This is a genomic window from Myxococcus sp. MISCRS1, from assembly GCF_026626605.1.
Taxonomy (GTDB): Bacteria; Myxococcota; Myxococcia; order Myxococcales; family Myxococcaceae; genus Myxococcus; species Myxococcus fulvus.
Map to the genome: position 1 here is coordinate 7,649,650 of NZ_JAPNKB010000001.1, position 13,654 is coordinate 7,663,303.

A 13,654-nucleotide genomic window follows, 5' to 3' on the forward strand; every position below is an offset into this window, starting at 1 on the left:
TGCGCCCCGTGCTGGACGCCCTGGCTTCTGGATGCACTCGAGACCACCTTGGCCGCGAGTGAGGGGAGGGGGCATGAGGGCGTTGGCATCCTGGACATGGAAGGTGTTGGGGTTGGTGTTGCTCCTGGGCGGAAGTGGAGCCCGTGCGTTCAATGACGCGGACGCGCTGAAGGTGGTGGGGTTCGCGCGGACGCAGCTTCGGAAGTCCGCGTCCGCCATGCCGAACGAGACGCGCTCTCCGAAGGCCTCACGCGCGGATGGGACATGGACGACGGTGGCCAACACGGACGAGGTCGCGTGGACGCAGGGCTTCTTCCCAGGCGGCCTGTGGCAGCTCTACCAGGTGGGGCTGGAGCCCTCGTGGCAGAGCAAGGCCGACCGATGGACGCGGCCCCTGGAGGTGCAGAAGACGAACCGGAAGACGCATGACCTGGGCTTCAAGATGTTCCTCAGCTTCGGCAATGCCTACCGGCTCACCGGAGACGCCTACTACCGCAACGTGTTGCTGACCTCCGCCGAGTCCCTGGCGGCCCGCTACAACACGCGCATCGGCATCATCGATTGTTGTGACTGGAACTCCGCGTGGGACGTGCCGCTCGTCACGGACACGATGATGAACCTGGAGCTGCTCCTGTGGGCCTCGGCGAACGGCGGGCGCGCGGAGCTGCGCACCATGGCCGTCAATCATGCGCTCACCACGCTGCGAGACGCGGTGCGCCCGGATGGCAGCTCGTTCCACTATGTGGACTACAACGCCGCCACCGGCGCCATCCGCTCCAAGGGCACCTTCCAGGGGTACTCCACCAACTCCACCTGGGCCCGAGGCCACGCGTGGCTCATCCATGGGTACACCATGGTGTACCGATACACGGGGGACTCTCGGATGCTTGCCGCCGCGCGGAAGGTGACGGACTGGTACCTGTCGCGCGTGCCGACGGACATGGTGCCCAAGTGGGACTTCGATGCGCCAGGCACGCAGAAGGACTCCTCCGCAGCGGCCATCGTCGCCTCGGCGCTGCTGGAGCTGAGTCAGCTGGAGACGGATGCCGCGCGCAAGACGCGCTACCGCGACGCCGCCCTGCGCACGCTCGACACCCTGGTGTCTCCCGCGTACTTCGCGCAGGGCACCAACAGCCCGGGACTGCTGCTGCATGGCGTGGGGCACCTGCCCGCGAACCAGGAGGTCGACGTCAGCCTCATCTACGGCGACTACTACTTCCTGGAGGCGGTGCTGCGCTTCAATCCCAACCCTCCGTACCCCTGGTACTCGAAGCTCTCCTTCTTCGAGAGCCAGCACCGGCTGGGCAGTGGCAACACCGGCGTGCGCACCATCGAGTTCGACGTGACGCCGCTCGCCTCCCGGCAGGATGGAACCATCGGCTACACGGACAGCTCCACCTCGGTGACGGACTACGCCTCGCTGAACATGACGGTGCGCATGAACCTGGAGGGGTACTTCGACGTGCGCAATGCAGGCGCGTATGCGTCACTCAGCCGGGTGCCGTATGTCAATGGCCGCACGTACCACGTGCGCATCCTCGCGGACCTGCCCGCGCGTCGCTACAGCGTCTGGGTGCGGCCGCCTGGAGGCAGTGAGGTGCAGATTGCGAACCGGTTTGTCTTCCGCACGGGGGCGCCGCCCATCGACGACCTCGGCCGCGCCTCCGTCCGGACCCTCATCGCGGACAGTGACTTCCGCGTCCTGAATCACCAGGTGAGGGCTGGCGTCACGGCGTCCGTGAGTGACGAGTCCACCGAGGCCCTGAGCGATGCCGAGGAGTCCTTCGGCTGTGGGGCGACCCCCGGTCGGGCCACGTCATCCGGAGTGCTGACCGTGCTCGGCGTCATGGCCCTGCTTCAGCGGAGCCTCTCGACGAGACGGCGACGCTGACCGGTGACAGGGGCAAGGCCCCTCAAATCACCCCATCCCATCCCACGTCATGGCGGCGGAACACCTCGCGCAGTCCGGCGACCTGTGACTCGGCAAGCGGCCCCCTGGACAGGATGTCCAGGTTGCGCCGCAGCCGTGACGCCTGGGTGGTGCCGACGATGCACGCGCTCACCCCGGGTGCATGGGCCGCGAAGCGCAGCGCCAGCTCATCCCACTCGAGCCCGCCCAGGTCCGCCTGCATCGCCCGCATCCGGTCCCAGTACTGCCCCACGTCGTGCGCCTGGGGCCGCGTTTCGTGGCGCCACGCCGCGTTGCCCAGGGGCCGCTTGGCGATGACGCCCACGCCCATCCCCGCCGCGCGCGGCACCGCCACCTCCAGCGCCCGCTGGTCGAACACATTCACGGAGGTCTGCACGCAGCCGAAGGCCCCGTTGGCCAGCGCCACCTGGAGCGCGGCGTTGTCCCCCGAGTACGCCGCCACGCGCACCTTGCCCTGCGCCACCGCGCGCCGCAGGGCATCCACCAGCTCCGTGCGCCGCAGCACCTCCTCGGGACACGAGTGAAGGTGCATCACGTCGACGTAATCCGTCCGCAGCCGCCGCAGCGCCTGGTCCACGCCTCGCGTGATGCACTCGGGCGTCCAGTCCTCCACCCCCGGCACGCCGTAGCCACACTTGGTGGACAGGACGACGTCGCCCCGGCGCGCACCGAGGAACCGGCCGATGCGCTCCTCGGACGCGCCGTAGCTCGGCGCCGTGTCGATGAGGTTCACCCCCGCGTCCAGCGCGCCGAGCAGCAGTGCCTCCACCGCCCGGTCCTCCAGCTCCGCGCTCCCCAAGGGCCCCGCGCCCAGCCCCAGCGCGGACACCTTCAGGCCCGTCATCCCCAGCGGACGGCGCTCCAGACGTTGCACGGTGACAGCCTCCTCGCGCGACCCGCAGGGAACGGACCGGCGGGTCAGCATGTCACGCCGCACGTCGCGTCGGTCAGCGCTCCTTGCGCGCGGCCAGGTCGATGAAGCCCCGGATCCAGGCCAGGTTCACCTGGTGGCACGCGTCCAGGCTCGTGGGCGTGGTGGTCTCCAGCGCCGCCGTGTACGGCACGCCCTGGCGCATGTACCAGTCCGTCACGCTGCCGTCGTGGTACCAGATGAGGCCCGCGTCATCGGTGAAGTTGTTCTCGTCCACCTTCTGGTTGCGAATCACCGTGGCGTGCTTCGACGCGGCGTCGACGAGCGGCAGGTACGCGGCCTTGTCCCCGAAGACGTACGCATATGTCGCGGCGCCGCCCAGGTAGTTGTCCTGGTGGATGTCCAGCGCGGCGTTCGGCGCGGGCCAGCGCGCCAGGTCCGCGCGCACCGCCCGCGTCTCCTTGGGCCCGCCGTCGTAGAGCGCCCAGCGCAGGTGCGCCTGGCCGGGGTTCAGCTCTCCTCGCCACTCGCCCGGCGCCACCTCGTAGCGCATGAAGTCGTTGTTCGGCTTCTCCCCGCTGCGGTTGTAGCGGGTGCCGTCCTCGAAGCCGGAGGGGTTGATGCACGGATACACGCGCAGCCCCACGCCGCGCTCCTTCGCGTAGGCCACCACCTCCGGCAGGCGCTCGGCCAGCGTGAGCGGACCCGCGGGCTCCTCACCATGGAAGCCGGAGGTGATGACCAGCCAACGCTCACCGGGCACGGTGATGCGGAAGAGCGGGTAGGTCTGCCCGCCCTCGATGACGTGTCCGTATTCGGCCACTTCACCGAGGTTCTCGAAGGAGCGGATGCGTTGCGCGTAGTCGGTGTACCGGTATCTCACGCTCCCAACCTATGCGCGGCGCGCCTCGTCGCCTACCCATTCCTACCCGCGGGCAGACGAAGGCCGTTGAGTGGGGGACGCGGCTCCTCACTCCATGCCGGTGCGCTCGCGGAACTCCGTGGCCAGCGCCTTGCGCTGCTCGGGCGTGAGCGTGCCGTGCACCTCCAGCGCCGCGTCCGTCGCCTGGTGGGCGAACGCGCGCAGGGCCTCGATGCGCTCGTCCACCAGCGCGTGCAGCCGCTTCGCGTCGGGCGTGGCGGACTCCAGCTGGCCCACCACTTCCGAGCGCACCCCGCGCTGCTCCTCGGCCAGCTTCGCGCCCTGCTCGAGCATGCGGTCCTTCACCGCGTGGATGGACTGACGCTGGGCCTCCGTCGCGTCCAGGTCATCCAGCTTGTCGTTGAGCTTCCACGTCACCACCTGCTTGATGCGCTCGGGGTTGTGGCCCCAGCCGTGGTGCCCTCCGCGAAAGGCGAAGCCGCTGAGCAGCACGACGGCGACGACGGCGGAACTGGCGATGGCGAGCTTCTTCATCATGGTCTTCTCTCCGGCAAAGGGGCGCGCCGAAAGCGGCCCCGGGTGGCTGCGCCGTACTGGCGACGCTGCCCAATGTGCCGGCCGGGTTTTGGGCGCGCTTGTACCGGGCGTGAAGAAACATGAAGGCCCGTGCGCCTCCGGATTTCCGCCCCGGACGTGCTCGCCTGGACGCCGGGTGGGGAGGCGCGCGGAGTCAAGTTCTCCGATGGCCCGGAACCGCCGTTTTCCGACGGGGACACGACGGCGCAAGAGGCCGATTTTCCGGCCTCCAGGGCCCCTCGCGCGCGGGGCGCACACTGGACTGGCGAGCAGGGGGCGAGGGCCATACTGTTCGCCTCACCATGTCCTTTACCCACCTGCACCTTCACACCCTGTACTCACTGCTCGATGGGGCCATCCGGATGAAGGACCTCATCAAGACGGTGAAGGAGAAGGGGATGACGAGTGTCGCCGTGACGGACCACGGCAACATGTTCGGCGCCATCGACTTCTACAAGAAGGCGAAGGACGCGGGCATCAAGCCCATCCTCGGCATGGAGGCGTACGTCGCCGGTCCCAAGGGGCGTGAGGACCGCTCGGAGAAGGTCTCCCACCACCTCATCCTCGTGGCGAAGAACGCGGAGGGCTACGCCAACCTGCGCTACCTGTCATCCACGGCGTACATGCAGGGCTTCTACTACCACCCGCGCATCGACAAGAAGGTGCTCGCCGACCACAGCAAGGGCCTGTTCGCGCTGACGGCGTGCCTGGGCGGCGAGGTGACGAGCGCGTGCTTCCGCGGGGACATGGACCACGCCCGCCGCGCGGCCCAGGAGTACAAGGACATCTTCGAGCCCGGGCACTTCTTCCTGGAGGTGCAGTCCAACGGGATGCCCGAGCAGGACAAGGCCAACGAGAACCTGATGCAGCTGTCGCGGGACCTGGACATCCCGCTGTGCGCCACCGCGGACGCGCACTACATCAAGCGCGAGGACGCGCGCGCACACGAGCTGCTCATGTGCATCGCCAGCGGCAAGACGCTGGCGGACAACAAGCGCCTGAAGCACGCCACCGACAAGCTCTACGTCACCAGCCCCACGGAGATGCTGGAGTTCTTCAAGGACACGCCCGAGGCGGTCCACAACACCCAGCGCATCGCCGAGCAGTGCAACCTGGAGCTCAAGCTGGGCAAGCCCATGCTGCCCACCTTCAAGGTGCCCGACAGCCACACGCCGGACAGCTTCATGGCGGAGCTGGCCTACGAGGGCCTGCGCGAGCGCTTCAACGAGCTGGCGGCCACGGTGACCTACCCCATCGACCGCGAGCAGTACCAGGCGCGCCTGTCGCTGGAGATTGGCGTCATCCAGAAGATGGGGTTCAGCGGCTACTTCCTCATCGTCCAGGACTTCATCAACTGGGCGAAGAAGATGGGCATCCCCGTGGGTCCGGGCCGTGGCTCCGGCGCCGGCAGCCTGGTGGCGTACGCGCTGCGCATCACCGACGTGGACCCCATCCCGTACAACCTCCTGTTCGAGCGCTTCCTGAATCCGGAGCGCGTGTCGATGCCCGACTTCGATATCGACTTCTGCCAGGACCGGCGCGACGAGGTCATCCAGTACGTCGGCCGCAAGTACGGCGAGATGAACGTGGGGCAGATCATCACCTTCGGCTCGCTGAAGGCCAAGAGCGTGCTGCGCGACGTGTGCCGCGTGTTCGCGCTGCCGTTCAGCGAGGGAGATCGCATCGCGAAGCTGGTGCCGGAGGTGCTCAACATCACCTTGAAGGAGGCCATCGAGATGGAGCCTCGCCTCAAGGAGATGATGGAGAAGCCCAGCAACATCGGCGAGGTGGAGGGCAAGCCCGTCACGACGAAGGACGTGCTGGAAATCGCGCTCGCGCTGGAGGGCCTGCACCGCCAGCCCGGCATGCACGCGGCCGGCGTGGTCATCGCCGACAAGCCCCTGTGGGAGTTCGTGCCCGTCTACCAGCCGCCGGGTGAGAAGACGCTCATCACCCAGTTCGCCAAGGACGAGGTGGAGGCGGCGGGGCTGGTGAAGTTCGACTTCCTCGGCCTGAAGACGCTCACGGTGATTCAGCACGCGCTGGACCTGGTCAAGCGCAACCACGGCAAGGACATCCCCCGGCACGAGATTCCGCTCAACGACGACAAGGTCTGGGAGCTGATGGCCAAGGGCGACACGGCCGGCGTCTTCCAGATGGAGTCCAGCGGCTTCACGGAAATGGTGGTGAAGCTCAAGCCGTCCTGCTTCGAAGACGTCATCGCCGCCGGCGCCCTCTACCGCCCGGGTCCGCTGGACTCCGGCATGGTGGACGTCTTCATCAACCGCAAGCACGGGCGTGAGAAGGTGTCGTATCCGCACCCCGCGCTGGAGCCGGTGCTCAAGGACACGTACGGCGTCATCGTGTACCAGGAGCAGGTGATGCAGATCTCGCAGGTCCTGGGTGGCTACACCCTGGGCCGCGCGGACCTGCTTCGCCGCGCCATGGGCAAGAAGAAGGCCGAGGTCATGCAGGCCGAGCGCGCCGGCTTCCTCGAGGGGTGTGCGAAGAACAGCGTCGACCTGAAGGTCGCCGGCGAAATCTTCGACCTGATGGAGAAGTTCGCCGAGTACGGCTTCAACAAGAGCCACTCGGCGGCGTACGGCCTGGTCACGATTCACACGGCGTGGCTGAAGGCCCATTACCCGTGCGAGTTCATGGCGGCCCTTCTCTCCAGTGAGAAGGACAACACGGACAAGGTGGTGAAGCACATCGGCGAGGCGCGCGAGTCGGGCCTGCAGGTGTTGCCGCCGGACGTGAACCAGTCGGACCTGCAGTTCGGCGCGGTGGACGGGAAGATCCGCTTCGGGCTGGGCGCCATCAAGGGCGTGGGCGAGGGCGCCATCGAGTCCATCCTGGACGCGCGCAAGGACGGGCACTTCAAGAGCCTGTTCGACTTCTGCGAGCGGGTGGACAGCCGCAAGGTGAACCGCAAGGTGCTCGAGGCGCTGGTGAAGGCGGGCTCGTTCGACTTCGAGAAGCGGCCGCGTCGGCAGATCTTCGACACCATCGAGAAGGCGATGAACCGGGGCTCGGCCAGCCAGAAGGACAAGGCGGCGGGGCAGAGCTCGTTGTTCGGGATGCTGGCGGGGCCGGCGTCGGGTGGGGCGGGGCTGAAGGACGACTACGTGGTGGTGGAGGAGTGGTCGGAGAAGGAGCGGCTGGCGCTGGAGAAGGAGGCCATCGGCTTCTACGTGTCGGGCCATCCGCTGCATCAATACGACAAGGAGCTCAAGCGCTACGCGAAGCCGATCACGGCGGTGCAGCGCGCGCGCAAGGACGACAAGCTCACGGTGGCGGGCGTCGTCACGGTGCTGCGCGAGCGGCCCACGAAGACGGGCAAGCGCATGGCGTGGGTGACGATTGAAGACCTGTCGGGCTCCATCGAGCTGGTGTGCTTCCCGGGCAAGGAGGGGACGCGCAGCGTGATGGGGAGCAACGGCAAGTGGACGAAGCAGGGGCCCAAGCCGGGGTTCGAGAACTGGGAGCACCTGCTGAAGTCGGACGACCCGATCCTGGTGACGGGGACGGTGCAGATCAGCCAGCGCGACGAGGACTCGCCCACGCCGGAGCTCATCGTCGACAACATCCAGAGCCTGAAGGAGGTCCGGGAGAAGCGCACCAAGCGGCTGGAGCTGCGGGTGCCGGCGGACCTGCTGACGGAGGACCGGGTGGCGAAGCTCAACGACCTGGCGAAGAAATACGCGGGAGCCACGCCCGTGGCCGTCAGCGTGCTGTTCCCCGGTGAGGCGGAGGCGCTCATCGGGAACACGTCCCTGAAGGTCCAGGTGCATGACGACCTGCTGCTCGCCGTGGACCGACTGTTCGGGATGAAGGTGGTCGAGTTCGGGTGATGAAGGGGCGCTGTCACGCGCCGCTTTCGCGTGGGTGAGGTACGGTGCGCTCACTCTCGCGGGAGGCCGTGATGGACGCCACGTACAAGTCGCTGCGCATCGAAAAGGCGGATGGAGTCGCCGAGGTGGTTCTGCTGGGCCCCGGGCGTGGCAATGCCATGGGCCCGGACTTCTGGCGGGAGATGCCGGAGGCCATCCGCGCACTCGATGACGATGACTCCGTCCGTGTGGTGCTCGTCCGTGGCAACGGCGACCACTTCACCTACGGCCTGGACCTCATGGGCATGATGGAGTCCCTGGGGCCGCTGCTCACCGGCGACAACAACCTCGCCCTCGAACGCACCCGTCTCCTCAAGCTCATCGGCGACATGCAGCAGGCCACCGAGGGAGTCGCCCGCTGTCGCAAGCCCTTCATCGCCGCCGTGCATGGCTGGTGCATCGGTGGAGGCATGGACCTCATCGCCGCGTGCGACTTCCGCTACTGCTCGCGCGACGCGAAGTTCTCCCTGCGCGAGGTGAAGGTCGGCATCGTCGCGGACCTGGGCGCCCTCCAGCGGCTGCCCCGCATCATCGGCGAGGGCCACACCCGCGAGCTCGCCTATACCGGCGGCGACGTGGACGCCGAGCGCGCCCTTCGCATGGGGCTCGTCAACGAGGTGTTCCCCTCCGCGGAGGAGATGCTCACCCAGGCCCGTGCCACCGCGCGCCGCATCGCCGACAATCCGCCCCTCGTCGTCCAGGGCGCCAAGCAGGTCATGGAGTTCTGCGCCGACAAGTCCACCGCCGATGGCCTGCGCTACGTCGCCGTGTGGAACTCCGCCTTCCTCCAGTCCCATGACCTCGCCGAGGCCTTCTCCGCCTTCGCCGAGCGCCGCCCCGCCAGGTTCCTGGGCCGCTGATTCCACCGACGTCCAAGTCTCGGGAGTCCCTCGGAATGACGGAGACGGTTGGCTTGCTGGGCTATGGGCGCTTCGGTCGCGCCCTCTCGGGGCTGCTCGCGGACGCGGGCATCCCCCACCGCGTCCATGACCCGAAGCTCGATGAGGTCCCTCCCAAGCTCCAGGCCGGCTCGCTCGCGGAGCTGGCCGCTCGCTCCTCGCTGCTCGTGCTGGCGATGCCCGTCACCGCCATGCACGACGCGCTGACCTCGCTGCGCCCCTTGCTGTCCCCCACCCAGCTCGTCATCGACGTGGGCAGCGTGAAGGTGAGCCCCGTGCAGGCGCTCGCCACCGTGCTGGGACGCGACATCCCCTGGGTCGGGACGCATCCGCTCTTCGGGCCCGCGAGCCTCGCGCGCGGGGATGCCCGGCGCACCGTGGTGTGTCCCAACTCGCTGCACCCCGAGGCCGCCCAGCGGGCCCGCGCGCTGTTCGAGCGGCTCGGCTGCGAAGTAACGGAGATGACTCCCGAGGCACACGACGCGCTGATGGCTCGCACGCATGTGCTCACGTTCTTCCTCGCGCACGGGCTCGTGAAGGCCGGAGTGGGGAAGGGCATTCCCTTTGCTCCGCCCAGCTTCCAGCCCGTGGCTCGACTCGAAGAGTACGCGCGCACCGAAGTGCCCCACCTCTTCAACGTCGTGCAGTCGGAGAACCCCTACGCCCGCGAGGCTCGCGCGGAGCTGCTCACGGCCCTCACCGAGCTCCACCAGGGCCTCGAGGCCTCCGCGAAGGCCGTGCGCAGCCCCACCGCGCCTCCCGCCCTGCTCGACGTGCGTCAGCGCATCGACCAGGTCGACCGGGAACTGGTCTCACTGCTCGCGCGCCGCGCCCGACTCGTCCAGGACGCGGCCCGCGTGAAGTCCGAACACGGGCTCCCATTCCCCGACGCCGAGCGGGAAGCCTCCATGCTCGACACCCGACGCGCGTGGGCGGAGCACGACGGCCTCCACACCGGCTCCATCGACGAGGTCTTCCACTTCGTGCTGCGACTGTGCCGCGACACCGTCACCAGGCCCGACGAGGAACCCTGACCCTCAGCGCTGCACGGTGAACGTGGGGTTCAACACCTTCATCGTCCCCTTCGTCACCCCGAACTGCTCGTGCACCGCAGCGCGGCGTACGGTCTCCGCCGGGGAGATGCGTCCCGCGAGCAGTTCCTGATACGCGCCCAGCACCCGCGTGGCCTCCTCGCGCGACTCACGCACGAACTCCACGCGGAATCGCCGCACCCCACGGGCAAGCAGTGACGGCACCAGCGACGCCGCGCTCTGCGCCTGCGCGTTGAACACCGTGTTCCGGCACCCCACGTCCACCACCACCGGATGCTCCAGGCCCTTGTGGTCGCGCAGCGACAGCCGGTGCTTCTCACACGGCCGTCCACAGCTGCGGTAGTCACGCCCGTGCGACAGCGTGTGCGAATACACGCAGTGCTCCGTGTGGAACGTGGAGATGTGGTGGTGCACCGTCACCGCGAAGCGCTCCGCCGGCAGGTGCTCCAACATCGCGCCCAGCTGCACCGCGTCCAAATCGTGCGCGAAGGTCAGCGTGTCCAGCCCCAACCCCAACAGATGCAGCGCCGTCACGGAGTTGGTCACGTTGAGCGAGAAGTCCCCATGCAGCGCGGGCCGCGTCTCGCCCGGAGCGAACGGACGCTCCAGGAAGTGCATCATCGCGCCCCAGTGCCGCGCCAGCACCGCGTCCGGCTTGAGCTTCGCGATGCGCGCGTCGTAGCCCTCCTCGCCGGGCTTCTGCACCCGCACCGTCGCAATCGTCACCTTCAGCCCCGCCGCCTTCGCCCGCTCCACCGCGCGCTGGAGCCCCACCAGCTCCATCCAGTCCAGCTCCACCTCCGGCAGCCCCGCCGCAATCACCGCCTCCAACTGCTCGTCCGTCCGGCACAGCGGCAACAGCCGCGCGCCCTCGACGACCGACCGGGCGACGACCCGCGCTCGCGCCGAGCCCCGCACCTCGTCCAGCACGGACGACTCGCGCACCGTGCGCGGAAGGCCCCGGGACACCGACTCCGTCAGCTCCGTCACCAACGAGCGCCGCAGCGCCTTGAGCTCCGACACCGGCAGGTGCATCCCCGGCGAAAGCCCCGACAGCTCCAGCTCCGCCAGATGGAACGGCGTCCCACCCAGCGCAGCCAGCTTGTCCTTCAACAGCGCCGCGTCCAGTCCTCCCGCCCGCGCCTGCGCGAGCGGCGTCGTGCTCGACGCCGTCGACACATGCCCACCGCGCGCCGTGCCCGTCACCACCAGCGGCGTCCCCGCCGAGCCCGACACCGTGAGCGTCAGCGGTACACGCCCCTCGGGCTCACCCTGTGCGAGCAGCTCCTCCGTCTGCTTCACCAGCGCGGGATCACTCGTCACCCAGACGCGTTGCCCCGCCGCGACGCGCGACATGTCCGGCCCGGGGTTGCCGAAGCCGAGCACCCACCCGTGTCCCTTGCGCTCCACGCGGAACAACGGCCCACCGGCCTCGTGCTTGTCCTCGGGATGCCCGTCGTCGAACACCACGCCCATGCCCGGACGCGGTGACAGCTCGGCGGCCACGGGCGCCTCCGTCTCCAGCGGAGACGACACCTTGCCCTGCGGCGCTCCAGCTCGCGTGTCCGCGCCCAGCCCGCCCGTCCACGGACGCCCCTTCGGGTCCTCCACGACGCGCACATCCCGGCCGTGCACCGACTCCACCACGCCCAGGAACGCACCGCGGTGCTTGGGGAAGCGCCCCTCCACCAGCGTCTGATGGTCCGAGCCCGCGAAGAACCCGTGCGAGAAGCCCCGGCTGTACGACAGCGTCATGTCGGCCAGGTCCTTGCGCAGCGCGCCCGTGTCGCCCTGTCCCGCGGCGACTCCATCCACCCAGCGCCGATAGCCCCGCACCGCCGTGGCCACGTACTGCGGCCCCTTCTGCCGACCTTCAATCTTCAGCGAGTGCACGCCGACCTCGACCAGCTTCGGCACCGCCATGACGCCCGCGAGGTCCTTGGGGCTGAGCAGGTAGCGCACGTCGCCCAAGTCCTTCGTCTCCCCGTCCACCACCAGGTCGTACGGCAGCCGGCACGACTGCGCGCACTGTCCCCGGTTCGCCGAGCGTCCACCCCACGCCTCGCTGGTGAGGCACTGGCCGCTCCACGACATGCACAGCGCGCCGTGGATGAAGACCTCCAGCTCGATGTCCGTCTCCGACGCCAGCCGCGCAATCTCCGCCACCGACAGCTCGCGCGGCACCACCACGCGCGTGGCGCCCAGGCCCCGGGCGAAGCGCGCGCCCTCCGCGCTCGAAATCGTCATCTGCGTGGAGGCATGCACCTCCATCTGCGGACACACCGCGCGCGCCACCAGCGCCACCGCCGGGTCCTGCACGATGAGCGCGTCCACGCCCGCCGCGGCCACGCGCCGCAGGATGTCCTCCACCACCGGCAGCTCCGGCTCGAACACCAACGTGTTCAAGGTCAGGTACGCCCGGGCGCCCGCGCGGTGCACCATCGCCAGCGTCTCCGGCAGGCGGGCGAGCGAGAAGTTCTCCGCTCGGGCGCGGGCGTTGAAGCCCTCGTCCAGGCCGAAATAGATGGCGTCCGCGCCGCTGGCCAGCGCGGCCTTCATGGAGTCGAGGTCACCAGCGGGAGCGAGGATTTCAGGACGACGGCGCATGTCGGGACCTCTAACACAGAGGGCCTCTGCCCGCGTCCGTCCTCAATCGCTCGTGGACGCGGTGCGGCAGGTTCTGGTCAAGTCGCCGCCCGGTTGCTTCCACAGGAGACGAGTCATGGCGGATGGCGTTTTCAAGGACGGGCTGCTCGCGGGCAAGGTGGCCTTCATCTCGGGCGGCAGCAGCGGCATCAACCTCGGCATCGCCGAGGCGTTCGTGAAGGCCGGGGCCAAGGTGGCCATCAATGGCCGCAACGTGGAGAAGCTCGAGGGCGCGGTGAAGGGCCTGCAGGCCCACGGCACCGCGATGGGCGTGCCCGCGGACGTGCGTGACTACGCCTCCGTGGAGAAGGCGCTCCAGACGGTGCGCGACGCGTACGGCGAGCTGGACATCCTCATCTGTGGCGCCGCCGGCAACTTCCCCGCGCCCGCCCTGGGCATGTCCTCCAACGGCTTCAAGGCCGTGATGGACATCGACGTGCTGGGCACCTTCAACCTGTGCCGCGCGGGCTTCGAGCACCTGCGCAAGCCCGGCGCCTCCGTCATCAACATCTCCGCGCCCCAGGCCTACCTGCCCATGGCCATGCAGGCCCACGTCTGCGCCGCCAAGGCGGGCGTGGACATGCTCACCCGCGTGCTGGCGCTCGAGTGGGGCGGCGCTGGCGTGCGTGTCAACGCCATCACCCCCGGCCCCATCGAGGACACCGAGGGCATGCGGCGCCTCGCCCCCAGCGAGGAGGGCACCCAGAAGCTCGCGCAGCTGCTGCCGCTGCAGCGCTTCGGCACCAAGGCGGACATCGCGCGCCTGGCGCTCTTCCTGTCGTCGGATGCCGCGTCCTACATCACCGGCTCCATCATGGTCTGTGACGGCGGCCAGTCCCTGCTGGGCGGCGCCGCGCTGATGGGCGCCCTGGGCATGTAGCCCCCCGCGGGTACGTCTTCGGGG

9 protein-coding genes are annotated in these 13,654 nt (G+C 68.9%); 5 read left to right on the top strand and 4 right to left on the bottom strand.

From position 1 onward, the window contains the following. Nucleotides 1-73: 73 nt before the first annotated feature. Complete coding sequence (locus tag OWM54_RS30565) at nucleotides 74-1,891, top strand: glycoside hydrolase family 88 protein (RefSeq protein WP_267699782.1); 1,818 nt, start codon at nucleotides 74-76, stop codon at nucleotides 1,889-1,891. 22 nt (nucleotides 1,892-1,913) lie between these two features. Here the strand turns inward: OWM54_RS30565 and OWM54_RS30570 are convergent, their stop codons facing one another. From OWM54_RS30570 to OWM54_RS30580, 3 genes are all read right to left on the bottom strand, one after another. Then, nucleotides 1,914-2,804 (bottom strand): aldo/keto reductase, encoded by an 891-nt coding sequence (locus tag OWM54_RS30570; RefSeq protein ID WP_267699783.1) that lies wholly within the window; start codon nucleotides 2,802-2,804, stop codon nucleotides 1,914-1,916. A 73-nt stretch (nucleotides 2,805-2,877) separates the two neighbouring features. Then, a complete protein-coding gene (locus OWM54_RS30575; RefSeq protein ID WP_141325789.1) occupies nucleotides 2,878-3,684 on the bottom strand; it encodes a M14 family metallocarboxypeptidase in 807 nt (268 codons plus the stop codon). Nucleotides 3,685-3,771: 87 nt separating this feature from the next. Further along, nucleotides 3,772-4,221, bottom strand: coding sequence for a Spy/CpxP family protein refolding chaperone (locus tag OWM54_RS30580; protein ID WP_267699784.1), 450 nt, complete (start codon nucleotides 4,219-4,221; stop codon nucleotides 3,772-3,774). 341 nt (nucleotides 4,222-4,562) lie between these two features. Here OWM54_RS30580 and dnaE point away from each other — a divergent pair, with 341 nt between their 5' ends. The 3 genes from dnaE (at nucleotide 4,563) to OWM54_RS30595 (ending at nucleotide 10,086) form a co-directional block, all read left to right on the top strand. After that, nucleotides 4,563-8,114 (top strand): DNA polymerase III subunit alpha, encoded by a 3,552-nt coding sequence (gene dnaE, locus OWM54_RS30585; RefSeq protein WP_267699785.1) that lies wholly within the window; start codon nucleotides 4,563-4,565, stop codon nucleotides 8,112-8,114. A gap of 71 nt (nucleotides 8,115-8,185) precedes the next feature. Further along, complete coding sequence (locus OWM54_RS30590; RefSeq protein WP_267699786.1) at nucleotides 8,186-9,013, top strand: crotonase/enoyl-CoA hydratase family protein; 828 nt, start codon at nucleotides 8,186-8,188, stop codon at nucleotides 9,011-9,013. Nucleotides 9,014-9,048: 35 nt separating this feature from the next. Then, on the top strand, nucleotides 9,049-10,086 hold the full coding sequence (locus tag OWM54_RS30595) for a prephenate dehydrogenase/arogenate dehydrogenase family protein (protein WP_267699787.1): 1,038 nt from the start codon (nucleotides 9,049-9,051) through the stop codon (nucleotides 10,084-10,086). Nucleotides 10,087-10,089: 3 nt separating this feature from the next. On the opposite strand, the gene OWM54_RS30600 is transcribed toward OWM54_RS30595, so the two are convergent. Further along, on the bottom strand, nucleotides 10,090-12,711 hold the full coding sequence (locus tag OWM54_RS30600; protein ID WP_267699788.1) for a U32 family peptidase: 2,622 nt from the start codon (nucleotides 12,709-12,711) through the stop codon (nucleotides 10,090-10,092). Nucleotides 12,712-12,826: 115 nt separating this feature from the next. On the opposite strand from OWM54_RS30600, the gene OWM54_RS30605 reads away from it, so the two are divergent. Then, nucleotides 12,827-13,630: an SDR family oxidoreductase gene (locus tag OWM54_RS30605; protein WP_046715710.1), complete on the top strand. Its 804-nt coding sequence runs from the start codon at nucleotides 12,827-12,829 to the stop codon at nucleotides 13,628-13,630. Nucleotides 13,631-13,654: the final 24 nt, after the last annotated feature.